Consider the following 25,159-nt stretch of genomic DNA (forward strand, 5'->3'; position numbering starts at 1 on the left):
ATGCTCGATGCTCGATGCTCGATGCTCGATGCTCGATGCTCGATGCTCGATGCTCGATGCTCGATGCTCGATGCTCGATGCTCGATGCTCGATGCTCGATGCTCGATGCTCGATGCTCGATGCTCGATGCTCGACCAATAAAAATTGGCACTGGCGCCGCGAGGCGCCAGTGCCAATTTTTATTTTCAGGCCCTGCAACGGCAATTGCATTTTTCTTGGTCGGTAAGGAATGATTGCGGCGGAAGCTTCAGGCGGCAATTATTCTTGTGCATATGCGAATGTTTCAAGACAGTCTATTGATATCGTCTTGTCAAAAGGCTGTTTGAAGGATAAGCAATGATTGTAACGTTGTGTTATGAAATCAATTCCTCATTTCCTCGCATCTTGACTTTGCATTTTGCGCAAACATTGCCGCAATACGCATAATTTTCAATGGATTCAAGTTCCCATCCATTGATGGCCCAGACAAACAAAAGCGGCCCCTTGGGGGCCGCTGGTTCCGGGGCAATGGCGACTCAGGCGCTTCGCAGGTTTTTGGCTGCGCCGGCCAGTGCGGTGATCCGCTGCCAGTCACCCTGCTCCAGCGCATCGGCAGGCACCAGCCAGGAGCCACCCACGCAGACCACGTTGGACAGCGCCAGGAATTGCGCCGCATTGTCCGCAGACACGCCGCCCGTGGGGCAGAACCGCACGTCGCCGAACGGGCCTTGCCAGGCCTTGAGCATGGCCGTGCCGCCCGCCTGTACGGCGGGGAAGAATTTCAGCTCGTTGAAGCCGTCGTCCTGGGCCGCCATGATTTCGCCGCTGGTGGCCACGCCGGGCAGCAGCGGCAGCTGCAGGGCCTGGCAGGCCTGGCCCAGTGCGCCGGTGTAGCCGGGGCTCACGGCAAAGCGCGCACCGGCGCTGGCGGCGGCACGGGCATCGGCGGCGCTGCGCACGGTGCCGGCGCCCACGATGGCCTCGGGCACGGCACGTGCAATGGCTTCGATGCTGGCCAGGCCCTGGGGCGTGCGCAGCGTGACTTCCAGTACGCGGATGCCGCCCGCGACCAGGGCCTGGGCCATGGGCACGGCATGTGCGACGTTGTTCAGGACGATGACCGGGATGACCGGCGCGTCCTGCATGATGGCCAGTGCCGTCAGTCGTTGATCCATGTGCAAGCTCCCTCTTCTGCGCTGAGCGCGTGGCGCCGGAATCCGGCAAACAGTTCGCGGCCAAAGCCCCGGCCGTTGGCTTGGCGCAGTGCCTGCGGCATGGTGGCCAGGGGCCGCTGCTGCCATTCGGTGTCGTCGACCAGCACGGCCAGGGTGCCGGCCACGGCGTCCAGGCGTACCAGGTCGCCGTCTTGCAGGCGCGCCAGCGGCCCGCCCACGCAGGCCTCGGGCGAGACATGGATGGCGGCGGGCACCTTGCCCGAGGCGCCGCTCATGCGGCCGTCCGTGACCAGGGCCACCTTGTAGCCCTTGCCCTGCAGCACGGCCAGCGGCGGGGTGAGCTTGTGCAGCTCGGGCATGCCGTTGGCGCGCGGACCCTGCCAGCGCACCACGCAGATGACATCTCGGTCCAGCTCGCCGGCCTTGAAGGCCTGCTGCAGTGCTTCCTGCGAGTCGAAGACGCGCGCGGGCGCCTCGACCACATGGCGGTCCTCGGGCACGGCGCTGACCTTGATCACGCTGCGCCCCAGGTTGCCGGACAGCAGCTTGAGCCCGCCCGTGGCGCTGAAAGGCGCATCGGCCGGGCGCAGCACGGACAGGTCGCCGGAGACTTCGGCCTCGTGCCAGACGAGATGGCCGTCTTCCACGACGGGAATGCGCGCAAATTCCTGCAGGCCCTCGGGCCGCACGGTGAGCACATCGCCATGCATGAGGCCGGCCCTCAGCAACTGGCCGATCACGTAGCCCGGCCCGCCTGCGGCCTGGAACTGGTTCACGTCGGCGCTGCCGTTGGGATAGACGCGGGCCAGCAGCGGCACCACGCCCGAGAGTTCCGAAAAATCATTCCAGTCGATGACGATGCCTGCCGCACGCGCCACGGCCACCCAATGGATCAGGTGGTTGGTCGATCCGCCCGTGGCCAGCAGGGCCACCATGGCGTTGACGATGCAGCGCTCGTCCACCACATGGCCAATGGGTGCGAAGCGGCGGTTCTTGGTGATGGCCAGCACGCTGCGCATGGCCTCGCGCGTGAGCAGTTCGCGTTCGCCTTCGGCCGGGTTGATGAAGGCCGTGCCCGGCACATGCAGGCCCATGGCCTCCAGCAGCATCTGGTTGCTGTTGGCCGTGCCGTAGAAGGTGCAGGTGCCTTCGCCGTGGTAGGCAGCCGTTTCGGCGGCCAGCAGCTCCTTGCGGCCCACCAGGCCCTGCGCGGCCTGCTCGCGCACCTTGGCCTTTTCGCCATTGGACAGGCCCGAGGTCATGGGGCCGGCCGGCACGAACACCGTGGGCAGATGGCCGAAATGCAGGGCCCCGATCAGCAGGCCCGGCACGATCTTGTCGCAAATGCCCAGCATCAGCGCGGCGTCGAACACGTCATGCGACAGCGCGATGGCCGTGCCCATGGCAATGGCGTCCCGGCTGAACAGGCTCAGTTCCATGCCGGGCGCGCCCTGGGTCACGCCGTCGCACATGGCTGGCACGCCGCCGGCGACCTGCGCCGTGGCGCCGAGCTTGCGCGCCTCGTCCTTGAGGATGTCGGGATAGCGTGCCAGCGGCGCATGGGCCGAGAGCACGTCGTTGTACGCGGTGACGATGGCGACGTTGGGCGCCTTCTCTTCCACGATGCGTATGCGGTCGCCGCCTGGAATGCCCGCAAAGGCATGGGCCACATTGGCGCAGCCCATGGACTGGGCGCCGGGCGGGCGCGCGGCCATGGCGTCCACCTGCTCCAGGTAGGCGGCGCGTGATTGGGCACTGCGCTCGCGGATGCGGCGCGTGACCTGCTCGACGATGGGGTGGATGGTGCTCATGCGGGGTTCCTGCGGATGCGCTGGTGCGCGTTTTCTCTCTGTCGCGTTGTCTTTATGGGAAATGTCGGCCGGGGCATCCCTCCCAGGTGCGTCCGGCCCTGCTCCGAAGCTTACTTCACTGCCCGCGCCTGCTTGACGGCGGCCTGCACCTCGTCCCATGTGCCCTGGCCCACGGTCTTGGCAATGCCGGCATTCACCGCCGCGAGCTTGTCGCGCATGCGGCCAGCTTCTGCGGCGGGCAGCTCGTTGACCTGCATGCCCTTGGCCTTGATGTCGGCCAGGGCCTTGGCGGCTTCCTCGCGCGTGTCCTTGCGTTCGAACTCGCGGCTCTTGACGGCGGCATCCTGCAGCACATTCTTCTCGGCCGGGCTCAGCGTGTCCCACCACTTCTTGCTGACGGTGACGATCCAGGGGCTGTAGACGTGGTTGGACACCGTGAGGTACTTCTGCACTTCATAGAACTTGCTGGACAGCACGGTGTTGAAGGGGTTTTCCTGGCCATCGACGGCACGGGTCTCCAGCGCCGTGAACAGCTCGGAGAACGGCAGCGGCACGGCATTGGCACCCAGGGCCTTGAAACTGTCCAGGAAGACGTTGTTCTGCATCACGCGCAGCTTCACGTCGGCCAGGTCTTCCATCTTGGCGATGGGGCGCTTGTTGTTGGTGAGGTTGCGGAAGCCGTTTTCCCAATAGACCAGGCCCACCATGCCCTTGGGCTCCAGCGTGGCCTTGACCTTCTCGCCCACGGGGCCGTCCAGCACGGCGTCGGCTTCCTTGACATTGCTGAACAGGAAGGGTGTGTCCCAGACGGCCATTTCGGGCGACAGGCCCACCAGGGTGGCGGTGGAGCCGACCATCATCTCCTGTGCGCCGCCGATCAGCGCCTGCTGCATCTGCGTGTCCGAGCCCAGCGAGGCATTGCCGATGGCACGCACCTTCATCTTGCCGCCCGTGGCCTTCTCGACCTCCTTGGCAAAGAAGCGCGCCGCGCGGCCCTGGTTGGACTCATCGACCAGTCCATAGCCGAAGCGCACGATGCGCGGCTTGAAGTCCTGGGCCATGGCCTGGCCCGTGGCGGCCAGCGTGGTGACGGCGGCCATCAGGCCGGCGAGTGCAAAGGGAATACGCATGTTCATCTCCTTGGGTTGTAGTGAGGGATCAATGCATCCAGCGCAGAGGGGCCAGGATGATTTGCGGAAAAATCACGAAAAGCACGGCAAGCAGCACATAGACCATCAGGAACGGGTTCGTGCCCTTGATCACGGTCTCCATGCGCAGCCGGCCCACGCCGGCCACCACGTTCTGCACCGTTCCCACGGGCGGCGTGATCAGGCCGATGCAGCCCACGTAGATGAACATGAAGCCGAAGTAGATGGGATCGATGCCGGCCTTGACGGCCAGCGGCGCGCACACGGGGCCGAAGATCAGGATGGTCGGCGTCAGGTCCATGGCCGTGCCCACCACCAGCAGGAACAGCATCATCGTGGCCATGAACAGCACGGGACTGCCCAGCAGGCCCGAGAAGCTGTCGGCCAGCATGTTGGGCAGGTCGGCCAGGGTGATCATGTAGGCCGTCACCGTGGCGGCGCCGCACAGGAACATGACCACGGCCGTGGTCTTGGCGGCGGCCAGGAACACGGCGTAGAGCCGGGTCCAGGTCATCTCGCGGTAGATCACCATGGACACGAACAGCGCGTAGACGGCTGCGACCACGGCCGCCTCGGTGGGCGTGAACACGCCGCCCTTGAGGCCGCCCAGGATGATGACCGGCATCATCATGGCCCAGAAGCTCTTGGCCAGTGCCTTCAGACGCGGGCCCCAGGCCATCCGCTCGCCGCGCGACAGGTCGTACTTGCGGGCGATGGACCACCAGGCAAAGATCAGGAACACGCCCATGATCAGGCCCGGCACCACGCCCGACAGGAACAGCTTGCTGATCGAGGTGTTGGTCGTCACGCCGTAGATCACGAAGGGCATGGACGGCGGAATGATGGGCGCGATGATGCCGCCCGAGGCCAGCAGGCCCGCGCTGTAGCTGTCGGGATACTTCTGGTCGCGCATCATGGGCAGCAGGATGGTGGCCAGGGCGGCGGTATCGGCAATGGCCGAGCCGCTCATGGACGCCAGCAGCACTGCCGCGCCAATGGCCACATAGCCCAGGCCGCCACGGATATGGCCCACATAGGCACGTGCCAGGTCGATGATGCGGCGCGACAGGCCACCCGCGTTCATCAGCTCGCCAGCCAGGATGAAGAAGGGCACGGCCAGCAGCGGGAAGTTGTCGAAGCCGGCCTGCAGGTTCTGCGCAAGCAGCTGCGAGTCGAAGAAGTCCAGGTGCCACATCAGCGCCACGCCGGTCAGCACCAGCGCCTGGGCGATGGGCATGCCGATCACCATGCCGCCAATCAGCACGGCCAGAAAGATCAGGGTCACAACCATGGTGCGTACTCCTTACTCGACCGTCGTTTCGGCATGGCTTTCTGCCGGCGCGCCGCGGCGCAGGTCGCGCAGCGTCACCACCAGCAGGCCCACGGCCAGCACCAGGGTGGCCGCGGCGCCCAGGGCCAGCGGGTAGCCCAGCACCGTGCTGTAGCTGTTCAGTCCGGCCTCCACCTGGGCCCAGGAGCCCCACAGCAGCAGGCCCATGCAGACCAGGACGAGTGCCTGCGACACCCAGAACAGCGCCTTGCGCGCGCCAGGCCCCACGCGGGAAGTCACAAGGTCGAAGCCCAGGTGGCTGCCCTCGAAAGCGGCCACGATGGCGCCAATGGCCACCAGCCAGACGAAGAGCAGGCGCGAGATTTCCTCATAGGAAACGATGCTGGTGTGGAACACATAGCGCAGCACCACGTTGATGAACACGGCAATGACCATGCCGGCCAGGGCCAGCACCATCAGCACCTCGGCAAAGTGCTGCAGGCGCGGCTTGGGCCGGACTGCGGGGGAATCGGATTGCATGGGGCTTGTCTCCTGGCGTTATGGGTTTTGGGAGAAGGTGTCGGCATGCGCCGCGGGCAGGACCTGCCAGCTTTGGGCGCGGAGCACGATGTCGGTCAGCGGCAGCGTGGCGTCCACGGACAGCACGGCGCATTCGCCATCAGGGCGTTCCAGCGTGGCGAACTGGTTGGCCACCAGCTCGGGCGAGAAGAAGTGGCCGGCGCGCTCCTGCACGCGCTGCAGCGCCGTGTCGTAGTTCAGGTCCAGGAACACGAAGCCCACGGCACCGGCCGGGCCGGCAGCACGCAGCCGGTCGCGGTACTTGCGCTTGAGGGCCGAGCAGGTCAGCACCACGCCCTGCCCCGGCATGGCCTGGGCCAGCAGCTGGGCCAGCCGGTCCAGCCACCCGCTGCGGTCGTCGTCGGTCAGGGGGATGCCGGCCTGCATCTTGCGGATGCTTTCCTCGGCATGGTGGGCATCGCCCTCGTGCAGGGTCCAGCCCAGGGCATCGGCCAGGGCCTGCCCCACGCTGGACTTGCCGCAGCCGGAAACGCCCATGACGACCAGCGCCCGTGGGTGGGTGTCTGCGGGGGCCGCCGCGGTGGTTGTTGGGATAGCGCTATCCATGTTCTTGCAAAAATTGGCAGACCAGGGTCTGCCTTGGATTTCGTTGTGCTTCAGAGGCCTTCGTCCGGGTTTACACGCAGGAGCAAGGGCCTTCGAATGATTGGGATAGCGCTATCATAATCTTCAACCCTCCCGCCCCCGACCTAGGACAATCCCTTGGCCCGTCAGATTCCGCCTGCCTCCCCAGAATCGCCCTCCGCCGATGTTACCGGCCCGGCCCTGCCCGCCACGGGACGCGCACGCTCCTCGCGGGCCAGCGGGCGCATCACGCTCAGCGATGTGGCACAGGCCGCTGGCGTCAGCCCCATGACGGTCTCGCGCGCCCTGCGCGGCGAGCGCCGCGTGGACCCGGCCCTGGTCGAGAAAATCCGCACGGCCGCCGCGCAGATGGGCTACGTGCCCGACCCCGCCGCTCGCGCCCTGGCCTCGCAGAAAAGCGCCCAGGTGCTGGTGCTGGTGCCCATGCTGTCCAACACCCTGTTCGTGGACCTGATCGAGGCGGTTCACAAGGTGCTGTTCTCTGCGGGCTACCACGCGCTGATCGGCGTGACCCACTACGACCGGGCCGAAGAAGAACAGCTGCTGCGCACCTACCTGCCCATGCGCCCGGCCGGCCTGCTGCTCACGGGTTTTGACCGCAGCCCCGCTGCGCGTGAACTGGTACAGGCCAGCAAGGTCCCCTGCGTGCACCTGATGGAACTGGGCGGCGAGCCTGGTGCGCCCAGCGTGGGCTTTTCGCAGGCCGAGGCCGGAGCCGCCATCACGCGGCACTTGATGGAGCGCGGACACAGGCGCATTGCCTTTTGCGCAGGCCAGCTCGATGCCCGCGTGATGCAGCGCGCCGCGGGCTACCGCCATGCCCTGCAGGCGGCGGGCCTGCATGACCCCGCCCTGGAACTGCTCTGGCCCCGCCCCACGTCGATGGCGCTGGGCGCCGAGCTGCTGGACGCGGCCCTGCGCCTGGACCCTGCCGTCGATGCCCTGTTCTTCTGCAACGACGACATCGCCCAGGGTGCGCTGCTGGAGGCTCTGCGCCGGGGGATACGCGTGCCCGAGCAGATCGCCATCGCAGGCTTCAACGACCTGCCCGGCAGCGACCAGATGGTGCCGCCGCTGACCACCATCCGCACGCCGCGCGGCCATATCGGCACCGAAGGTGCGCGCATGCTGCTGCAGCTGATGCGGGGCGAGGCCGTGCATCCGCCCAGCGTGGATCTGGGCTACGAACTGGTGGTGCGGCAGAGCAGTTGAAGCGAAGAGGGCTTTGTGCGCCCTCCTCCGTGGCCATCAGCCCGGCAGCAGGCGGCGCAGGGTCTCGGCCAGATCCTCTGCCGCGAACTTGGCCACGTAGCCGTCCGCGCCAACGCTGCGCACATGGTCTTCGTTGGCCGATCCGGACAGCGAGGAATGGATGAGCACGGGAATGGAATGGAAGCGCGCGTCCTGCTTGATGTGGCGGGTGAGCGTGAAGCCGTCCATCTCGGGCATCTCCAGGTCGGTCAGCACCAGGGCGACCTTGTCGGCCACAGTCAGGCCCTCTGCCTGGGCGCTGTCGGCAATGGCGTTGAGGCGGTCCCAGGCCTCCTTGCCGGACTTGAGCATTTCATACGGTGCCTGCAGGACCTTGAGCTCCTTCTCGATCAGCGAGCGCGCCACGAAGGAATCATCGGCGGCCAGCACGATGGCGCCGGGCTTGAGCTTGAGCCTGGCGCCCACTTTTTCCGGCGTGATTTCCTGGGCGTCGGTGGGAGACACCAATTGCAGGATGGCCTCCACATCCAGCACCTGGGCCAGGCGCGAGTTGTCGGTGTCGCCATCCAGGCGGGCGATGCTGGTGACCAGCTTGCCGCCGGTGCCGCTGGCCTCGGCCGACAGCACCTGCTTCCAATCCAGGCGCACGATGTCCTCGACGGACTCCACCGCGAATGCCTGGGTGGTGCGCGCATATTCGGTGACCAGCATGATGTTCAAGCCGGTCTGGGGCTTGCAGCCCATGATGGCGGGAAGATTCAGCACCGGGATCACCTGCCCGCGCAGGTTTGCCACACCCAGCGAATGGGCCGTGCCCCCCGCGATGGGCGTGATGTGCGGCATGGCCACGATTTCGCGGACCTTGAACACATTGATCCCGAACAGCTCGGACTGGCCCAGGCCGGAGTCGCTGCCCAGCCGGAACAGCAGCAGCTCGAACTTGTTGTTGCTGGTGAGGTTGGTGCGCTCGTCGATCTCTCTTTGAGCTGCCTTGGAATTGAGGTTCATGCCGGTCCTGGAGAGTGACACATCTTTTTACAAATTCTAAAGCGAGCGCCTCGGATTTAGCAAAAATTTATTGCACCTGAGTCGGAACAGCAACGCCGGGCGGCCGGCGACATGCTTCATGCATGCCACCGCCCCGCGGCGCAGGAATCACTCGAATTCCAGGATCACATCGTCCACCGCGAGCGAATCGCCCTTGGCTGCACTGATCTTGCCGACCACGCCGTCCTGCGAGGCGAACAGGATGTTCTCCATCTTCATCGCCTCGATCACCGCCAGCTTCTCACCGGCCTGCACCTTCTGGCCCGGCTGCACGGCCACGTCCACCAGCAGACCCGGCATGGGCGACAGCAGGAACCTGGACAGGTCCGGCGGCGCCTTGTAGGGCATGAGGCGGTGCAGTTCGCCGCCGCGCGGCGAGAGCACCAGGGCGTCGATCTGCGTGCCGTTGTGGATGACGCGCAGGGCCAGCGGGTTCCTGGCCGTGCCGCGCTCGACCTGGGCCGTGAAGGGCTTGCCGTTGCAGCTGCCCTGCACGCACATGGCACGCATGGGGGTCTCGCTGCGGAAGGTGTAGGGCTTGCCATCCACCGTGACGGTGCTGGCGCGGCTTTCGGCGTCGAAGTCCGAGACCTGCACGGCGCGGTACTGGTGCTGGCCTTCGGCGCCCAGCACGACCACGCAGTAGTCGGCCGAGACCTTGAGCTCGTGTCCCCGCATCTGGCCGCTGATGGTGGCGGCGCGCGCGCGGTAGCGGCGGTTCATGTGGCCGGCCAGGGCGACCAGGAAGTCGGGATCGCCGTGGGGCACGTCCTCGGCGTGGAAGCCATGGGAGTAGTGCTCGGCGATGAAGCCGGTGTTGAAGTCGCCGCTCTTGAACTTTGGATGGGCCAGCAGCGCGGCCTGGAACGGGATGTTGGAGCTGATGCCCCGGATCACGAAGGCATTGAGCGCCTCGCGCATCTTGGCGATGGCGTCGTTGCGGTCGCTGCCATGCACGATGAGCTTGGCGATCATCGAGTCGTAGAACATCGGAATTTCGCCGCCCTCATAGACGCCCGTATCCACGCGCACGCCGTGCAGGTGGCCGGTGTCGGCCTGCCACATGGTCTGCTCGGGCGGCGCAAAGCGCACCAGGCGGCCCGTGGAGGGCAGGAAGTTGCGGAACGGGTCCTCGGCGTTGATGCGGCACTCGATGGCCCAGCCATTGCGCTTGACGTCTTCCTGCGCGATGGCCAGCTTCTCGCCAGCGGCCACGCGGATCATCTGCTCGACCAGGTCCAGGCCGGTGATGCACTCGGTCACCGGGTGCTCCACCTGCAGGCGGGTGTTCATTTCCAGGAAGTAGAAATCCTGGTCCTTGCCGACCACGAATTCCACCGTGCCCGCGCTCTGGTAGCCCACGGCCTTGGCCAGGGCCACGGCCTGCTCGCCCATGGCGCGGCGCGTGGCGTCGCTGATGAAGGGGGACGGCGCCTCTTCGATCACCTTCTGGTGCCGGCGCTGGATGGAGCATTCGCGCTCATTCAGGTAGATCACGTTGCCGTGGCCGTCGCCCAGCACCTGGATCTCGATGTGGCGCGGCTCCTGCACGAATTTCTCGATGAAGATGCGGTCGTCGCCAAAGCTGTTGCGTGCCTCGTTCTGGCAGCTGGCAAAGCCCTCGAAGGCTTCCTTGTCGTTGTAGGCCACGCGCAGACCCTTGCCGCCGCCGCCGGCGCTGGCCTTGATCATCACAGGGTAGCCAATGCCCTTGGCGATTTCCACGGCGGCCTCGGGGCCGGCAATGGGGTCGTTGTAGCCGGGGATGGTGCTCACGCCGGCCTTGTCGGCCAGCTTCTTGGAGGCGATCTTGTCGCCCATGGCCGCAATGGCCGCGTGCTTGGGGCCGATGAAGGTGATGCCCTCTTCCTCCACGCGCCGGGCGAAGGCCTCGTTCTCGGACAGGAAGCCGTAGCCCGGGTGCACGGCCTGGGCGCCGGTCTGCTTGCACGCGGCAATGATGCGGTCGGCCTGCAGGTAGGACTCGCGGCTGGGCGCGGCGCCGATGTGCACGGCCTCGTCGGCCAGCTTGACGTGGCGTGCCTCGCGGTCCGCATCGGAGTACACCGCCACGGTCTGTATGCCCATCTTGCGGGCGGTGGCGATGACGCGGCAGGCAATCTCGCCGCGGTTGGCAATCAGGATCTTCTTGAACATCTTCTTAGCCCATTCTTGGAACTAAATCATGGGAACCGGAGCTGTCGTCAGCTTCGCTGTCCCTGTTTTGCGCTTCGCCAGCACTGTCAGTAACCGGCGCGACCAAAGCGAGGGACACCGAGGAAGGGCCTAGGCCGGCCGCGCCGCCCCGCACCGAGGGTGTCTCGCGAAGCGAGTTAGAGAGGGGGAAGCGGCGGAGCCGCTCAGGGGGTGCTTCACAAGGGGATGTTTCCATGCTTGCGCCACGGATTTTCCAGCTGCTTGTTCTTGAGCATCTGCAGCGAGCGGCAGATGCGCTTGCGCGTCTCATGCGGCTGGATCACATCGTCGATGAAGCCGCGCGCGCCTGCCACGAAGGGGTTGGCGAAGCGGGCCTTGTACTCGGCCTCGCGCGCTGCCAGCTTGGCGGGGTCGTTCTTGTCCTCGCGGAAGATGATCTCCACGGCGCCCTTGGCGCCCATCACGGCGATCTCGGCATGGGGCCAGGCCAGGTTGACGTCACCGCGCAGGTGCTTGGAGGCCATCACGTCATAGGCGCCGCCGTAGGCCTTGCGCGTGATGACGGTGATTTTCGGCACCGTGGCCTCGGCATAGGCGTACAGCAGCTTGGCGCCGTGCTTGATGATGCCGCCGTACTCCTGGCTGGTGCCGGGCATGAAGCCGGGCACGTCCACGAAGGTGACCACGGGGATGTTGAAGGCATCGCAGAAACGCACGAAGCGCGCGGCCTTGATGGAGCTCTTGATGTCCAGGCAGCCGGCCAGCACCAGGGGCTGGTTGGCGACGATGCCCACAGTCTGGCCGTCCATGCGCGCAAAGCCGGTGATGATGTTCCTGGCGTAGTCGGGCTGCAGCTCGAAGAAGTCGCCGTCGTCCACGGTCTTGAGGATCAGCTCCTTCATGTCGTAGGGCTTGTTGGCGTTGTCGGGCACCAGGGTGTCCAGCGACTTGTCGGCGCGGTCCACGGGGTCCGAGGTGTAGCGCACGGGCGCCTTCTCGCGGTTGTTCAGCGGCAGGTAGTTGTAGAGGCGGCGCAGCATCATCAGCGCCTCCACGTCGTTGTCGAAGGCCATATCGGCCACGCCGCTGCGCGTGGTGTGGGTGATGGCGCCGCCCAGCTCCTCGGCCGTGACCTCCTCGTGCGTCACGGTCTTCACCACTTCGGGGCCGGTGACGAACATGTAGCTGCTGTCCTTGACCATGAAGATGAAGTCCGTCATGGCCGGCGAATACACGGCGCCACCGGCACAAGGGCCCATGATCATGGAGATCTGCGGCACCACGCCGCTGGCCAGCACGTTCTTCTGGAACACGTCGGCATAGCCGCCCAGGGAGGCCACGCCTTCCTGGATGCGGGCGCCGCCCGAGTCGTTGAGGCCGATCACGGGCGCGCCGACCTTCATGGCCTGGTCCATGATCTTGCAGATCTTCTCGGCATGGGTCTCGGACAGTGCGCCGCCGAAGACGGTGAAGTCCTGGCTGAAGACGAAGACCAGGCGGCCGTTGATCATGCCGTAGCCGGTGACAACGCCGTCGCCGGGGATCTTGCTGTTTTCCATGCCGAAGTCGGTGCAGCGGTGCTCGACGAACATGTCCCATTCCTCGAAGGTGCCGTCGTCCAGCAGCAGCTCGATGCGCTCTCGCGCCGTGAGCTTGCCCTTCTTGTGCTGTGCGTCTATGCGCTTTTGGCCGCCACCCAGGCGGGCCTGTTCGCGCTTTGTCTCCAGTTGATCCAGGATGTCTTGCATGCTGCGATTCCTCTAACGTCTAACGATACGGGTTGCTGGTGTTGTCTTGTCTGCGGTCACTGCGGCGCTGCGGCGGGTGCTGTCGCCGGCGCTGGAGCGGGTGCCATCGCGGGCCCGGCCTGCGCCTGCAGCAGATTTCTTGCGGCGGTGCTGGCCGCGATCCGCCCTGCTGCCACGTCGGCCTGCAGTTGGGGCAGCAGCGCCCGCACCTGCGGATGCTGCCGGAAGGCCTGCTTGAGGCCGGAGTCGATGCGCTCCCACATCCAGGACAGGGTCTGGCGTTCGCGGCGCAGCGCCAGGCGGCCGTTGGCCTGCTGCAGGCGGCGGAATTCCTCCACCGCGCTCCAGAAGCCGTCAACGCCCTCTTGCTTGAGCGCGCTGATGGTAATGACCCTGGGCTGCCACAGGCGCTCGTCGTGGTGGGCGTGCTCGGGATTGCCGTGCATGCCCAGCAGGCGCAGGCTGGAGGTGATCTGGGCCTGCGCGCGCGTGGCGGCATGGGGATCGATGTCGGCCTTGTTGATGACGACCAGGTCGGCCAGCTCCATCACGCCCTTCTTGATGGCTTGCAGGTCATCGCCCGCATTGGGCAGTTGCAGCAGGCAGAACATGTCGCACATGCCCTGAACGGCGATCTCGCTCTGGCCCACGCCCACGGTCTCGACGATGACCACATCGTAGCCAGCCGCCTCGCAGACCAGCATGGCCTCGCGGGTTTTCTCGGCCACGCCGCCCAGGGTGCCGCTGCTGGGGCTGGGACGGATGTAGGCGTCCAGGTGGACGGACAACTGCTCCATGCGCGTCTTGTCGCCAAGAATGGAGCCGCCCGACACGGTGGATGAGGGGTCGATGGCCAGCACCGCCACCCGCAGGCCGCGTGCGATGAGGAACAGGCCCAGCGTCTCGATGAAGGTGCTCTTGCCCACGCCCGGCACGCCGCTGATGCCCAGGCGGAAAGACCCGCCCGTATGCGGCAGCAGGGCCGTGAGCAGCACATCGGCCGCCGCACGGTGGTCGGCGCGCGTGGATTCCAGCAGGGTGATGGCCTTGGCCATGGCCCGGCGCTGAACGGCGGGGTTGCCGTTCAGGATGCCGTCTTGCATTTGCTTGGGAGTCACTGCGGCGGGCTCAGAGGCTGTTGGCCTGGCGGATCTGTTCGAGCACATCCTTGGCGCTGGCCGGTATGGGTGTGCCCGGGCCGTAGACGCCCTTGACGCCGGCGTTGTAGAGGAAGTCGTAGTCCTGCGCGGGAATCACGCCGCCCACGAAGACGATGATATCGTCCGCGCCCTGGCGGCGCAGCTCCTCGATGATGGCCGGCACCAGGGTCTTGTGGCCAGCCGCCAGCGTGGACACGCCCACGGCGTGCACGTCGTTCTCGATGGCCTGGCGCGCACATTCCTCGGGCGTCTGGAACAGCGGGCCCATGTCCACGTCGAAGCCCAGGTCGGCAAAGGCCGTGGCCACTACCTTGGCGCCGCGGTCATGGCCGTCCTGGCCGAGCTTGGCGATCATCACACGCGGGCGTCGGCCCAGCTGCTCAGACGATGCGTCAATCTCGCCCTTGAGCTTTTCCCAGCCCTCGGCCGAGTCGTAGGCTGCTGCATACACGCCGGTCACCTTCTGCGTATCGGCGCGGTGGCGCCCGAAAACCTTCTCCAGAGCATCCGAGACCTCGCCCACCGTGGCGCGCAGGCGCACGGCCTGGATGGCCAGGTCCAGCAGGTTGCCCTCGCCGCTTTCGGCGGCCTGGGTCAGCGCCTGAAGGGCGGCCTCGACCTTGGCCGCATCGCGGCTGGCCTTGATCTGGTTCAGGCGTGCGATCTGGCTATCGCGCACCTTGACGTTGTCCACCTCGAGGATGTCGATGGGATCTTCCTTGGCCAGCTTGTACTTGTTGACGCCGACGATGACATCCTTGCCCGAGTCGATGCGCGCCTGCTTCTCGGCGGCGGCGGCCTCGATCTTGAGCTTGGCCCAGCCCGAGTCCACGGCGGCCGTCATGCCGCCCATGGCCTCGACCTCTTCGATGATCTTCCAGGCGGCGTCTGCCATGTCCTGGGTCAGCTTTTCCATCATGTAGCTGCCGGCCCAGGGGTCGATCACATTGGTGATGTGGGTCTCTTCCTGAATGATCAGCTGCGTGTTGCGCGCAATGCGGGCCGAGAACTCGGTGGGCAGCGCAATGGCTTCGTCAAAGCTGTTGGTGTGCAGGCTCTGCGTGCCGCCGAACACGGCGGCCATGGCCTCGATGGTGGTGCGCACCACGTTGTTGTAGGGGTCCTGCTCGGTCAGCGACCAGCCCGAAGTCTGGCAGTGCGTGCGCAGCATCAGGCTCTTGGCCTTCTTGGCGCCGAAGCCCTTCATGATGCGGCACCACAGCAGGCGGGCCGCGCGCATCTTGGCGATTTCCAGGTAGAAATTCATGCCGATGGCCCAGAAGAAGGACAGCCGGCCTGCGAAATCGTCCACATCCATGCCCTTGGCCGTGGCGGTCTTCACGTACTCCTTGCCGTCGGCCAGCGTGAAGGCCAGTTCCAGCGCCTGGTTGGCGCCCGCCTCCTGCATGTGGTAGCCCGAGATCGAGATCGAGTTGAACTTGGGCATGTTCCTGCTCGTGTACTCGATGATGTCGCCGATGATGCGCATCGACGGCTGGGGCGGGTAGATATAAGTGTTGCGGACCATGAACTCCTTGAGGATGTCGTTCTGTATGGTCCCCGACAGCTGGTCCTGGGCCACGCCCTGCTCCTCGGCCGCCACCACGTAGCCCGCCAGCACGGGCAGCACGGCGCCGTTCATGGTCATGGACACGCTGATCTTGTCCAGCGGGATCTGGTCGAACAGCACCTTCATGTCCTCGACCGAATCGATGGCCACGCCGGCCTTGCCCACGTCGCCCGTCACACGCGGATGGTCGCTGTCGTAGCCGCGGTGCGTGGCCAGGTCGAAGGCCACCGACACGCCCTGCCCGCCGGCGGCCAGCGCCTTGCGGTAGAAGGCGTTGGACTCCTCGGCCGTGGAAAAGCCGGCGTACTGGCGAATGGTCCAGGGCCGGCCCGCGTACATGGTGGCCTGCGGGCCGCGAATGTAGGGCTCGAAGCCTGGCAGGCTATCCGTATGGGGCAGGTTGGCCGTGTCTGCCGCCGTGTACAGCGGCTTGACGTCGATGCCGTCGGGCGTGGTCCAGTGCAGTGCCTGGATGTCGCCCCCGGGAGCGGCCTTGGCGGCCGCCTGGGCCCATTTCTGCAGGTCGGCAGTTGCGAATTCCTGGCCGTTCTGCGCTGTCGGATGGTCTTGTCTCATGTTCTCAGGCTCGTGAATGACAGGTGCCCTTGAGGGCATGCCCCAGAGCTGCCGCAGTTTACATCATTCATAATTATTCATTCAAAATATCTTTACCGATACAATCCGGGCCACATGTCGACAAACACCCTCACTCCCCGCGCTCTCTACGAACAGGTTGCAGAGAAGCTGCGCCTGCGCATCTTCGAGCACGAGCTGGCGCCCGGTGACTGGATCGACGAACTGAAGATTGCCGAGGAATACGGCATCAGCCGCACCCCGCTGCGCGAGGCCCTGAAGGTGCTGGCCGCCGAGGGCCTGGTCACCATGAAGGTGCGCCGTGGCGCCTATGTGACCGAGGTGTCGTCCAAGGACATTGCCGATGTCTATCACCTGCTGAGCCTGCTGGAATCCGATGCCGTTCAGGTGGTGGCCGAATCGGGCAGCGACGAAGAGCTTGCCGCCCTGCAGCAGACCCACGAGGAACTCAAGGCGCAGACGCGCGATGCAGACCGCTTCTTCGAACTCAACGAGAGCTTTCACATGCAGCTGCTGCAGATTGCCGACAACCGCTGGCGCAACCAGCTGGTGGCCGATCTGCGCAAGGTGATGAAGCTCAACCGCCACAAGTCGCTGTTCAAGCAGGGCCGCATCGAGGATTCGCTGGCCGAGCACGAGACCGTCATGCAGGCCCTGCTGCGCCGCGATGGCGCTGCAGCGGCCCAGGCCATGCGTCAGCATTTCCAGAACGGCCTGGCTGCGGCGTCCTGAAGCCTGCCGTTCGGCGCTCTTGCACAGCCGGCACCATCTGGCGCGGCCATGACGCGCAGGCGGCCGCCCCGTCTGGAATCGGGCCTGGTGTGCAACGGTGGCGACGTAGGCAGACATGCGGCTCCTGGTTGGTTTCAGAGTGGACACACGAAAACGCTGCAGTGCAGCATAAACGCGTGCGCCGCGCCCTCTCATGTCCGAAGCTGACGCCAGGGCCTGCGGAAAGCCCCGGCTATCATCGGCGGCTACATCCACTTCGGCCTGCACCCTCCTCGCATGAGCATCCAAGACCCAGCCCGCGCCCCTTCCCTGGCCATGAGCCTGCCAGCCGATGCCAGCATGGCCACGGCCTCCACCCTGGTGGAAATGCTGGCCCTGCGCGTGCAGCAGACGCCCGCAGGCGAAGCCTACCGGGCCTATGACGAGGATGCGCGCAGCTGGAAGACCCTGAACTGGGCACAGGCCGGCGAGCGTGTGGCCCTCTGGGCGCAGGCGCTGGCCGCACAGGAGCTGCCGGTAGGATCGCGCATCGCCATCCTGCTGCCCAACGGTCTGGACGCCATGTCCATCGACCTGGCCAGCCTGCGCTGCGGCCATGTGCCCGTGCCGCTGCACGCCATAGACAACGCGGGCAGCATTGCCTACATCCTGGCCAACGCCCAGGTGTCCATGCTGTTCGTGGCACAGCAATCCACCTGGGACAAGATCTGCGCCACAGGCCAGGCCCTGCCTGCGCTGCGCAAGGTGGTCGTGGCATCGGCCAAGCCGGCTTCCCGGGCCGCAGAGCCTGAAACCGAAGGCGATGCCGCCGCACGGGAGGCCCTGCGCCAGATCCCCGTGCAGCCGCTGGCCCAATGGCTCGCTGAAGGCGACGCAGTCCCCCTGCCCCCGCCCCCGTCTGCCGAGGACCTGGCCGCCGTGGTCTACACCTCGGGCACCACGGGCAAGCCCAAGGGCGTGATGCTCACGCACCGCAACGTGGTCTCCAACGTGCAGGCGGTGATGCAGCGGCTGCAGCCGCGCAGCGACGATGTTTTCCTCTCCTTCCTGCCGCTGTCGCACACCTTCGAGCGCACGGCTGGCTACTACCTGGCGCTGGCCGTGGGCGCCTGCGTGGCCTATGCGCGCTCAGTGGCCCAGCTGGCAGAGGATCTCAAGACCCAGCGCCCCACGGTGCTGGTGTCCGTGCCACGCATCTACGAGCGCGTGCACGCCAAGGTCATGGAGACGCTGGCCCGTGCACCGCTCAAGGCCCAGCTGTTCGAGCTGGCCCAGGCCAGGGGCTGGCAGCGATTTTGTGAAACACAAGGCATTGCCGATGCGCAAGCGCCCCAGCCCGAAGTGCCGGGCTGGATGCAATGGCTGCCCTGGCCGGTGCTCAACCACCTGGTGGCCAAGCCGCTGCTGGCCCAGTTCGGTGGCCGCGTGCGCGTGGCCGTCAGTGGCGGCGCGCCGCTGTCGCCGACGATTGCGCGCTGTTTTCTGGGCTTGGGACTGCCGCTGATCCAGGGCTATGGAATGACGGAAACCTCACCCGTGGTCTGCGCCAACACGCTGGAGGACAACCACCCCGCCACCGTGGGCCACGCCTTGCCCGGCGTGGAGGTGCGGATTGGCGAGAACCGGGAACTGCAGGTGCGTGGCCCCTGCGTGATGCGCGGCTATTGGGAGCGCCCCGAAGACACCGCCAAGACCTTCACCGACGACGGCTGGCTGCGCACGGGCGACCAGGCGGTGATCGAGGACGGGCGCGTGCGCATACAGGGACGCATCAAGGAAATCATCGTCACCTCCACCGGCGAAAAGATTCCACCGGCCGACCTGGAGCTGGCCATTACCGGCGACCCGTTCTTCACCCAGGTCTTTGTCGTGGGCGAAGACCGCCCTTTCATCGCCGCCGTGGCCGTCATCGAGCGCGGCGAATGGCAGGCCATGGCCCAGCGCCTGGGCCTGGATCCCGAAGACCCCAAGAGCCTGAACCACTCCGCCGCCGAACGCGAGGCACTGGCACGCATCGAAAAGCAGGTGGCCAGCTTTGCCCGCTATGCCGTGCCACGCGCCGTGCATCTGGAGCTGGAGCCCTGGACCATAGAAAACGGGCTGATGACGCCTACTCTCAAGCTCAAGCGCAACAACCTCATGACCCGGTTCGAGTCGCAGATCGCCGCCATGTACAGCAAGCCTGCCGAGCGCTGGCAAGGCCGCAACAGCGCGGGTTGATCCCCTTTTTCTGACAAGCAGCCGCTGCTCAAAACGGTGGCTTTTTCTATTTTTGATATGGATTCAATTTATGTAAGTTACATTGAATTGATCAAAAGAAAGGAAGAGCGCACTGCGCACGCTCTTCCCGGGTCTGCGTCAAGCCGCTGCCAGTGTCAGGCCGGGCTCACCATGCCGATCTCCTTCACCGAGCTGATCTGGAACGTGGCCACCGCCTGTGCCAGCACCCGCGCCTGCCGTTCCAGGCTGGCTGCAGCGGCTGCCGACTCTTCCACCAAGGCGGCATTCTGTTGCGTGACCTGGTCCATCTGGGAGACGGCCTGGGTGATCTGCCCCAGGCCACCGCTTTGCTCCACGCTGGAGGCAGAGATGGCCTCGATCAGCGACGCCACCTCGCTCACCTGGGCTTCAATGGCATCCATGGCCTTGCCTGCTTCCCGGACCTGGTTGCCGCCTGTTCGCACCTTGTCGGTGGATGCCGTGATCAGTGCCTTGATCTCCCGCGCCGCTGAGGCGCTGCGCTGGGCCAGGGAGCGCACTTCCCCGGCCACCACGGCAAAGCCCCTGCCCTGCTCGCCAGCCCGCGCGGCCTCCACCGCTGCATTGAGCGCCAGGATATTGGTCTGGAAGGCAATGGAGTCGATCACGCCCGTGATCTCGGCAATCTTTCCACTGCTGGCCGAGATTTCGTCCATGGTGCCGATGACCCTGGCGACCGCGCCGCCGCCCACGCCGGCCACCTCCTTGGCACGCACGGCCAGGGCGCTGGCCTGCCGCGCGTTCTCGGAGCTCTGGCCCACGTTGCCGGCCAGCTGCTCCATCGATGCCGCCGTTTCCTGCAGGCTGGAGGCCTGGTGCTCGGTGCGACTGCTCAAATCCTGGTTGCCGGCAGCGATCTGGCTGGAGGCCGTGGTCACCGACTCCACGCCGCGCCGCACATCGCCAACGATGTTTGCCAGCGACTCGCGCATGGCGCTCATGGAGCGCAGCAGGTCGCCGACCTCGTCACGCCCAGTGGCCTGGATCTCGGACGCCAGGTCGCCCTGCTCGATGTGCCGGGCCACTTCCACGGCCGACTTCAACGGCACCGTGATGGAGCGCGTAACCATGTAGCCCAGGGCCACGGCCAGGATGACGGCCGCCGCCACAAAGCCGTAGATCAGCATCTGCGACCGTGCAAAAACCTCCCTGGAGTCCCCATAGACATCCTCCGACGTCTTGAGCTGCAGCTCGACCAGCTCGCCGATCTTGGCGCTGATGGGGTCGATGCTGGCATACAGCGCGCCGTCGAACTCGTCCAGGCTGCCGGCCTTCTTGCCGTCCAGCTGCTTGAGGCGCTGCAGCAGTTTGTCGATGCTCTGGTTGGCCGGCGCGAACAGTGCCTGGGCCTGCTTGGCCAGCATGGCCTCCTGCGCTGTGAGCTGGGTGGACGAGTAGCTGCGCCAGGCGGCCTCGATCGCGGGCAGCGTGCCCGAGATGCTGGCCGATGCCTCCTGCGCCGTGATCAGGCCCGCATTGGCTTTATTGACCGTGTCTATGACGTTGACGGCATAGGCATCCGCAATCTGCTTGAGCTGCTTGAGTGGAACCACACGGTCCTGGTACAGGGTCTCCGTGCCCGAAAACACATGGCCCAGCGCCCTTGCGCCGACGCCCCCTACGGCCATCAGGCAGACCAGCAGGACAAGAAAGACGGCTGTAAGCCGGGTACCGATACGCACATCGCTGAGTTTTTTCATCGCAGAACCTCTGGCCCAGTGCTGCCGTCGGTATAGGCCATCGCTATCGCATCCAGGCAGTCACATTAGCTGCCTTATCGGTAGCGATGGCCGATTTCTTGAGAGACAAAACTCAATAAGTTCCGCGAGATGTGTAAAGACGCCCGCCACAGTGAGGATGCCCAGCCCCTGCCCTCAGCCCCGTTGCCAGGCCAACCCATCTAAGGCACGGCCAATCCATTCATGTAAGTTACATTGACATCATAAAAAAAATGGCCCGTGAAAGCACGAGCCATGTCCAATCAGACGTAGACGTCGACCACGCCACCCAGTCCGGGCGCCTTGTTGCTCTTCGGCTGGGACGGCGACTTGGCTTCGGCCGCCTGCTGCTGCTCGCGCTGCTTGTCGATCTGGGCCTGCTGCCTGGCGCGCATGAGCGCCTCGATCTGGCTTTGCACCATCATGATCTGCGACTGCAGCAGCTTGGCCTTCGTCTGCTTGGCCTTGGCGTCGATGTTCTCGGAAGACACTTCCTTGAGCGCCTGCTGCAGCTCCTTGAGCTTGCGCTGCAACGCAGTGATGTCATTGCCGCCGGAGGATGAAGCGGCTCCCGAGGCGGAAGCCGATGTGGAGGATGAGACTTGCATGCCCCGTACATCGACCACCGGCGCACGAACTGAAGGCCAAAAACACCGCTGCCCCGCCAGTAGTCACCCCAGCCAATGCCGCAGCGCTCCCGCCGATGCAATGCCGATCAGCACCGTCGGCAGAATGGGCAGCCGGCTCGCCGCCACCAGCGTCACCACCAGGGCCAGCAGATCGGCCGGCCGCTCGGACACAAACGCCGGGGCAATCACCGAGATCAGCACGCAGCCCGGCAGGCTTTCCATCACGTACTGCATGCGCGGGCTCAGCGTGCGCCCGCGCAGCAGCAGGTAGCCGATCACCCGCGTGAAGTACGTGCTGCACGCCATGAGCACCAGCGTCAGCAAGGTTGTGGCTTCCATCGCTCAGCTCCTGGGCGCCAGCAAGGCCGCGCAGACCAGGCCAGAGACGGCGCCGGCCGCCACATACCAGGCGCCAGGCACCAGCTTGTAGACCAGGGCCGCCGTCAGCAGGCTCACCAGCCAGGGCCGGCAAGGCCTGACGCCCTTCCACATGCCGCGCAGCAGCACCAGAAACACGGCGGTGAACGCCATGTCGAAGCCGTACTGCTCCAGGTCGCCAATGCGCGGCCCCAGAAAGGCACCGGCCGCCGTGCACGACACCCAGGCCATGTACAGGCCCGCCGACACGCCCATGTAGTAAGGCAGACTCACGCGCTGGGCGGCACTGCGCTGCGCGTCTGCCAGGGCCAGCGCCCAGCTTTCATCGCACATGAAGAACAGGGCCGGCAGCGCACGGCGCCTGGGCAGATGGCGCAGATAGGGCGCCAGCGCCGCACCCATCAGGATGTGCCGGCAATTGACCAGGAAGGACATGGCGACGATCAGCAGCACATGCGGCGGCGAGGTCCATAGCCGTATGGCCGTGAACTCCGAGCCGCCGCCGAAGTTCATCCCGGTCATGAGAGGAACCTCCAGCGGTGCCAGCCCCTTTTGCACGGCCTGGGCGCCCAGCACCAGGGCAAAGGGCACGAAGCCCAGCATCACGGGAATCGCATCCCTGAAGCCGCGAAAGGCCTCGGAACTGCGGGAGACGGAATCTGCCGAAACGGCAGCGGGGGAAAGTGGAATGGATGAAGACATGGAGAGCGGCGATTGTCGGCCTGCGCAGCTGGAATTTGCTGCCGATTCATGCTTCCATCCGCCATTTCACGGACGTTTATGCCGATTTATTCGAGCAACTGGAAATAATCTGCCGCACAAGTGCCGCTCAAGCGCTGCACAAGCGCCGCTCAACCCATTTCCATGGCTGGCGGCGCTCCTCGGATGGCCGCGCCTGCCCTCCTGACATTTCACGAAACCCAAAGGCCATTGGCTCCCGCCATGCTGCAGTGCGTCGCAAACGGCTGTGCCGGCCAGGGCGGCGGCGGGACCATGAAGCCCTCATCACTTCGCTTCACCTGAAAGGTTCCCCATGCGCACTTCCGACGTCACCCGCTTCATCGCCCTGACCGCCCTCAGCCTGGGCCTGGCCGGCACCGCCCTCGCCCAGGACGCCACGCCCTCCTCCACTGCTGCCCCCACCGACCTCAGCCGCGCCCAGGTGCTGGCCGACCTGGAAATGTGGCACCGCGCCGGACTCACCTATGTCTCGGACCGCGAGATCGATGTCCGCTCCACCGAATACCAGCGCGGCCTGGAGCGTTACCAGCAGCTGCGTGCCAGTCCGGCTTACCGCGAGGCCGTGGCAAGGCTGGAGAAAGGGCATGCGGTGGCTCAAGACAAGTGAGCGTTGGGGTGACGCGAGGCGCGAGATACTGTGCAGTTTCCGCACCTGCGAGCATCGCCCCTCACTCCATGAATATCCGCATAGTCAACGGCGACCTTCTGGACCAGGACGTTGAAGTCATCGTCAACTCATGGAATAGAAACATCATTCCCTGGTGGCTGTTGATCCCCCAAGGCGTGTCCGGCGCAATCAAGCGCAAGGGGGGACTGCAGCCATTCCTGGAGGTTGCGCGGGCCGGCCCCATTCCTCTGGGCGATGCCGTCCTGACATCTGCCGGCAGACTGCCTTTCAAAGGCATCATCCATGTGGCGGGTATCAATCTTCTTTGGAGGGCGTCACAACTCTCCATTGAGAAGTCCACACAGTCGGCCCTTCAACTCGTCAACGATCACGGCTTCAAATCCGTAGCCTTTCCCCTCATCGGTTGCGGATCTGGAGGCTTGAATGAAGACACTGCCATCCGCATCATGAAGAACACCATTGCCCAAGTCGAAACGAAAGCAGTGGTTGTGCTGGTCGTTTTTGGCAAGGCACGATAGTTGTTGTAACGGTCAAAGCTCGGATACCGCAGGTCGAACTTCACCGCCTGCACATAGCTGGGGCCGCTGACGGTTCGGCCGTAGCCACGGGCGCCCGTGGTGGGCCGCACTTCGTCAAATCCCGAGATCAGCCATTGCCAGGCCACCTGACCCTGCTGGTTGGTCAGGCGCCTGGGGGTGTTCAGGTGGTTAGTGTGGATAACAGATTGGTGACTTTGTTCTCCGTCGCGATAGACGTAAGTATTTTCATCAAAATCCAAGCTTGTTAATTCTTATCTCTTGGTGCAATCTTTTTCTCTCTGACTCAAGATCCAAGCGGTCAAATGATCTAACGAAATTCTCTATATTTTCATCAAGCTCAATATGATACTTCCACAGAGCTTTTGCGCCAAGCTCTTGGATAAACATCAATCCATTTATAACATCTGCACTCTCACCAAAATCACAAATGGATATTCTTCCGCATGCCTCAATGAATAAATCCCTTACCCCCTGCCAATCAAAAAATTCCTGCAACAACTGATCAATGCTTGAAGCATTAGAACAAAAATCTGCCAAAGACTCCTCTACGAATACGGATTTTTTTCCAGAACCCAATGAGTACTCAAGATACAATCTAGTAATTCCAGTATTATTCATAATTTACCTTACCGGCATTAAATGCCAAACCTCCTTTGAATTCGGATTGTAAACCATTTCCAGATTTCCATTAAGATACTTATAGAATCCATTCATTCGATCTGGAGAAATGGAAGTAGCCGTACTCAGAATTTCTTCAGCTTGCAAGAAAGGAGCCCCTCGTCCAGTACTCCATAATTTATGATAATAATATTCAGAAAATTTAAATGGCGAGCCAGCGGCTTCATAAAATCCGTTAGAGAAACTTATCTTTCTTACGGCGTTTGTAGTGCAAAACGCCCCCGACTCAACCCCTTCAGAAATCCCCCGCGCAATCGGCAACATCCGCGAACCCCCCGTCGGAATCTGCGCCACCAGCGGGCTGATCGCCGCAGGCGATGCCAACGCCCCGTTGACCCCCGACGCCCCGGCAATGAACTCCGTGATCGCCGGACCGTACCGGTAGTACAGGCCTTGCATTCTTGCCAGCACGGGGTGCAGGCCTTGCGGGTCCACATCGTTGAGCGGGTTGTTGGCTCCATACCCAAACCGATTCCACTATCCCTCCAACTCAATCTTGCTGGTTATCTCTTGCGAAACTACCTATTAGGGTTTGCTCCTTATAAATCTTGTTATCAACGCACATAAAGCATATGAAGCCGTTATTAGCCCTGCACCCACTAGCAACAAGATGAGACATTGAAGGAAAGACCCCTGCTTGTAGCCGTGCCAAGTAGACCAAATAATCAGCGTGGCAATCTCGAAACCAATGACCATGTGGAACGATTGCGGCTCTTGCTTCAAGGCTCCCTGGCGCCACAGTCGATACCTCCACTCAGTGACCGCAGGAACTATCACGTTCCACAGGAGCTTTGCAGTGAA

At 64.4% G+C, this 25,159-nt stretch carries 22 protein-coding genes; 5 read left to right on the forward strand and 17 right to left on the reverse strand.

What is annotated here, in order from left to right; genetic code table 11:
- Positions 1-515: 515 nt before the first annotated feature.
- The 6 genes from eda to IB269_RS15260 all read right to left on the reverse strand — a co-directional run bounded on the left by eda (position 516) and on the right by IB269_RS15260 (position 6,529).
- The gene (eda, locus tag IB269_RS15235) at positions 516-1,154 is read right to left on the reverse strand and encodes a bifunctional 4-hydroxy-2-oxoglutarate aldolase/2-dehydro-3-deoxy-phosphogluconate aldolase (protein WP_192367549.1); all 639 of its coding nucleotides are present in this window, start codon (positions 1,152-1,154) and stop codon (positions 516-518) included.
- Positions 1,139-2,965 (reverse strand): phosphogluconate dehydratase, encoded by a 1,827-nt coding sequence (edd, locus tag IB269_RS15240; protein WP_192367550.1) that lies wholly within the window; start codon positions 2,963-2,965, stop codon positions 1,139-1,141. The genes eda and edd overlap by 16 nt, the downstream gene beginning before the upstream one ends.
- A gap of 110 nt (positions 2,966-3,075) precedes the next feature.
- Positions 3,076-4,095: a TRAP transporter substrate-binding protein gene (locus IB269_RS15245; RefSeq protein WP_192367551.1), complete on the reverse strand. Its 1,020-nt coding sequence runs from the start codon at positions 4,093-4,095 to the stop codon at positions 3,076-3,078.
- 28 nt (positions 4,096-4,123) lie between these two features.
- Positions 4,124-5,404, reverse strand: coding sequence for a TRAP transporter large permease (locus IB269_RS15250; protein ID WP_013802434.1), 1,281 nt, complete (start codon positions 5,402-5,404; stop codon positions 4,124-4,126).
- A 12-nt stretch (positions 5,405-5,416) separates the two neighbouring features.
- Positions 5,417-5,923 (reverse strand): TRAP transporter small permease, encoded by a 507-nt coding sequence (locus tag IB269_RS15255; RefSeq protein WP_192367552.1) that lies wholly within the window; start codon positions 5,921-5,923, stop codon positions 5,417-5,419.
- Between the two features lie 18 nt (positions 5,924-5,941).
- Positions 5,942-6,529, reverse strand: coding sequence for a gluconokinase (locus tag IB269_RS15260; protein WP_225614153.1), 588 nt, complete (start codon positions 6,527-6,529; stop codon positions 5,942-5,944).
- 156 nt (positions 6,530-6,685) lie between these two features.
- On the opposite strand from IB269_RS15260, the gene IB269_RS15265 reads away from it, so the two are divergent.
- Positions 6,686-7,780 carry a LacI family DNA-binding transcriptional regulator gene (locus tag IB269_RS15265; protein ID WP_192367553.1) on the forward strand — a complete coding sequence of 365 codons (1,095 nt, stop codon included), beginning with the start codon at positions 6,686-6,688 and terminating at the stop codon, positions 7,778-7,780.
- Between the two features lie 36 nt (positions 7,781-7,816).
- Here IB269_RS15265 and IB269_RS15270 read toward each other — a convergent pair whose 3' ends face one another.
- From IB269_RS15270 to scpA, 5 genes are all read right to left on the reverse strand, one after another.
- Positions 7,817-8,788 carry a chemotaxis protein gene (locus IB269_RS15270; protein ID WP_012205585.1) on the reverse strand — a complete coding sequence of 324 codons (972 nt, stop codon included), beginning with the start codon at positions 8,786-8,788 and terminating at the stop codon, positions 7,817-7,819.
- Between the two features lie 147 nt (positions 8,789-8,935).
- On the reverse strand, positions 8,936-10,984 hold the full coding sequence (accC, locus tag IB269_RS15275) for an acetyl-CoA carboxylase biotin carboxylase subunit (RefSeq protein ID WP_099750875.1): 2,049 nt from the start codon (positions 10,982-10,984) through the stop codon (positions 8,936-8,938).
- 215 nt (positions 10,985-11,199) lie between these two features.
- Positions 11,200-12,732 (reverse strand): acyl-CoA carboxylase subunit beta, encoded by a 1,533-nt coding sequence (locus IB269_RS15280; protein WP_012205581.1) that lies wholly within the window; start codon positions 12,730-12,732, stop codon positions 11,200-11,202.
- Positions 12,733-12,788: 56 nt separating this feature from the next.
- Entirely contained in the window at positions 12,789-13,835 is a 1,047-nt protein-coding gene (gene meaB, locus IB269_RS15285) for a methylmalonyl Co-A mutase-associated GTPase MeaB (protein WP_225614213.1), read from the reverse strand.
- 25 nt (positions 13,836-13,860) lie between these two features.
- Positions 13,861-16,038: a methylmalonyl-CoA mutase gene (scpA, locus tag IB269_RS15290; RefSeq protein WP_013802440.1), complete on the reverse strand. Its 2,178-nt coding sequence runs from the start codon at positions 16,036-16,038 to the stop codon at positions 13,861-13,863.
- 114 nt (positions 16,039-16,152) lie between these two features.
- Here scpA and IB269_RS15295 point away from each other — a divergent pair, with 114 nt between their 5' ends.
- Both IB269_RS15295 and IB269_RS15300 read left to right on the forward strand, forming a co-directional pair.
- Positions 16,153-16,788 (forward strand): GntR family transcriptional regulator, encoded by a 636-nt coding sequence (locus IB269_RS15295; protein ID WP_012205578.1) that lies wholly within the window; start codon positions 16,153-16,155, stop codon positions 16,786-16,788.
- A gap of 276 nt (positions 16,789-17,064) precedes the next feature.
- Positions 17,065-19,008 carry an AMP-dependent synthetase/ligase gene (locus IB269_RS15300; RefSeq protein ID WP_192367555.1) on the forward strand — a complete coding sequence of 648 codons (1,944 nt, stop codon included), beginning with the start codon at positions 17,065-17,067 and terminating at the stop codon, positions 19,006-19,008.
- Between the two features lie 155 nt (positions 19,009-19,163).
- Here the strand turns inward: IB269_RS15300 and IB269_RS15305 are convergent, their stop codons facing one another.
- From IB269_RS15305 to IB269_RS15320, 4 genes are all read right to left on the reverse strand, one after another.
- A complete protein-coding gene (locus IB269_RS15305; RefSeq protein WP_192367556.1) occupies positions 19,164-20,747 on the reverse strand; it encodes a methyl-accepting chemotaxis protein in 1,584 nt (527 codons plus the stop codon).
- Positions 20,748-21,028: 281 nt separating this feature from the next.
- Positions 21,029-21,373: a FlxA-like family protein gene (locus tag IB269_RS15310; RefSeq protein WP_192367557.1), complete on the reverse strand. Its 345-nt coding sequence runs from the start codon at positions 21,371-21,373 to the stop codon at positions 21,029-21,031.
- A 63-nt stretch (positions 21,374-21,436) separates the two neighbouring features.
- Positions 21,437-21,733, reverse strand: a complete 297-nt coding sequence (locus IB269_RS15315; RefSeq protein WP_012205574.1) for an AzlD family protein — start codon at positions 21,731-21,733, stop codon at positions 21,437-21,439.
- 3 nt (positions 21,734-21,736) lie between these two features.
- Positions 21,737-22,474 (reverse strand): AzlC family ABC transporter permease, encoded by a 738-nt coding sequence (locus IB269_RS15320; RefSeq protein WP_192367558.1) that lies wholly within the window; start codon positions 22,472-22,474, stop codon positions 21,737-21,739.
- A 331-nt stretch (positions 22,475-22,805) separates the two neighbouring features.
- Between IB269_RS15320 and IB269_RS15325 the strand changes: the two genes are divergently transcribed.
- Both IB269_RS15325 and IB269_RS15330 read left to right on the forward strand, forming a co-directional pair.
- Positions 22,806-23,120, forward strand: a complete 315-nt coding sequence (locus tag IB269_RS15325) for a DUF4148 domain-containing protein (protein WP_192367559.1) — start codon at positions 22,806-22,808, stop codon at positions 23,118-23,120.
- 68 nt (positions 23,121-23,188) lie between these two features.
- Positions 23,189-23,659, forward strand: coding sequence for a macro domain-containing protein (locus IB269_RS15330; protein ID WP_192367560.1), 471 nt, complete (start codon positions 23,189-23,191; stop codon positions 23,657-23,659).
- A gap of 249 nt (positions 23,660-23,908) precedes the next feature.
- Here the strand turns inward: IB269_RS15330 and IB269_RS15335 are convergent, their stop codons facing one another.
- The gene (locus IB269_RS15335; RefSeq protein ID WP_192367561.1) at positions 23,909-24,298 is read right to left on the reverse strand and encodes a hypothetical protein; all 390 of its coding nucleotides are present in this window, start codon (positions 24,296-24,298) and stop codon (positions 23,909-23,911) included.
- A 3-nt stretch (positions 24,299-24,301) separates the two neighbouring features.
- Positions 24,302-24,757 carry a hypothetical protein gene (locus tag IB269_RS15340; protein ID WP_225614154.1) on the reverse strand — a complete coding sequence of 152 codons (456 nt, stop codon included), beginning with the start codon at positions 24,755-24,757 and terminating at the stop codon, positions 24,302-24,304.
- Positions 24,758-25,159: the final 402 nt, after the last annotated feature.

The organism is Delftia sp. DLF01 (assembly GCF_014852125.1).
In the GTDB taxonomy this organism is placed as follows: domain Bacteria; phylum Pseudomonadota; class Gammaproteobacteria; order Burkholderiales; family Burkholderiaceae_C; genus Comamonas; species Comamonas acidovorans.

Bases quoted from the DNA above. Each gene is read 5' to 3' on its own strand.
- eda (WP_192367549.1), bottom strand. From the start codon at position 1,154: ATGGATCAACGACTGACGGCACTGGCCATCATGCAGGACGCGCCGGTC.
- edd (WP_192367550.1), bottom strand. From the start codon at position 2,965: ATGAGCACCATCCACCCCATCGTCGAGCAGGTCACGCGCCGCATCCGC.
- IB269_RS15245 (WP_192367551.1), bottom strand. From the start codon at position 4,095: ATGCGTATTCCCTTTGCACTCGCCGGCCTGATGGCCGCCGTCACCACG.
- IB269_RS15250 (WP_013802434.1), bottom strand. From the start codon at position 5,404: ATGGTTGTGACCCTGATCTTTCTGGCCGTGCTGATTGGCGGCATGGTG.
- IB269_RS15255 (WP_192367552.1), bottom strand. From the start codon at position 5,923: ATGCAATCCGATTCCCCCGCAGTCCGGCCCAAGCCGCGCCTGCAGCAC.
- IB269_RS15260 (WP_225614153.1), bottom strand. From the start codon at position 6,529: ATGGATAGCGCTATCCCAACAACCACCGCGGCGGCCCCCGCAGACACC.
- IB269_RS15270 (WP_012205585.1), bottom strand. From the start codon at position 8,788: ATGAACCTCAATTCCAAGGCAGCTCAAAGAGAGATCGACGAGCGCACC.
- accC (WP_099750875.1), bottom strand. From the start codon at position 10,984: ATGTTCAAGAAGATCCTGATTGCCAACCGCGGCGAGATTGCCTGCCGC.
- IB269_RS15280 (WP_012205581.1), bottom strand. From the start codon at position 12,732: ATGCAAGACATCCTGGATCAACTGGAGACAAAGCGCGAACAGGCCCGC.
- meaB (WP_225614213.1), bottom strand. From the start codon at position 13,835: ATGCAAGACGGCATCCTGAACGGCAACCCCGCCGTTCAGCGCCGGGCC.
- scpA (WP_013802440.1), bottom strand. From the start codon at position 16,038: ATGAGACAAGACCATCCGACAGCGCAGAACGGCCAGGAATTCGCAACT.
- IB269_RS15295 (WP_012205578.1), top strand. From the start codon at position 16,153: ATGTCGACAAACACCCTCACTCCCCGCGCTCTCTACGAACAGGTTGCA.
- IB269_RS15300 (WP_192367555.1), top strand. From the start codon at position 17,065: ATGAGCATCCAAGACCCAGCCCGCGCCCCTTCCCTGGCCATGAGCCTG.
- IB269_RS15305 (WP_192367556.1), bottom strand. From the start codon at position 20,747: ATGAAAAAACTCAGCGATGTGCGTATCGGTACCCGGCTTACAGCCGTC.
- IB269_RS15310 (WP_192367557.1), bottom strand. From the start codon at position 21,373: ATGCAAGTCTCATCCTCCACATCGGCTTCCGCCTCGGGAGCCGCTTCA.
- IB269_RS15315 (WP_012205574.1), bottom strand. From the start codon at position 21,733: ATGGAAGCCACAACCTTGCTGACGCTGGTGCTCATGGCGTGCAGCACG.
- IB269_RS15320 (WP_192367558.1), bottom strand. From the start codon at position 22,474: ATGTCTTCATCCATTCCACTTTCCCCCGCTGCCGTTTCGGCAGATTCC.
- IB269_RS15325 (WP_192367559.1), top strand. From the start codon at position 22,806: ATGCGCACTTCCGACGTCACCCGCTTCATCGCCCTGACCGCCCTCAGC.
- IB269_RS15330 (WP_192367560.1), top strand. From the start codon at position 23,189: ATGAATATCCGCATAGTCAACGGCGACCTTCTGGACCAGGACGTTGAA.
- IB269_RS15335 (WP_192367561.1), bottom strand. From the start codon at position 24,298: ATGAATAATACTGGAATTACTAGATTGTATCTTGAGTACTCATTGGGT.
- IB269_RS15340 (WP_225614154.1), bottom strand. From the start codon at position 24,757: ATGCAAGGCCTGTACTACCGGTACGGTCCGGCGATCACGGAGTTCATT.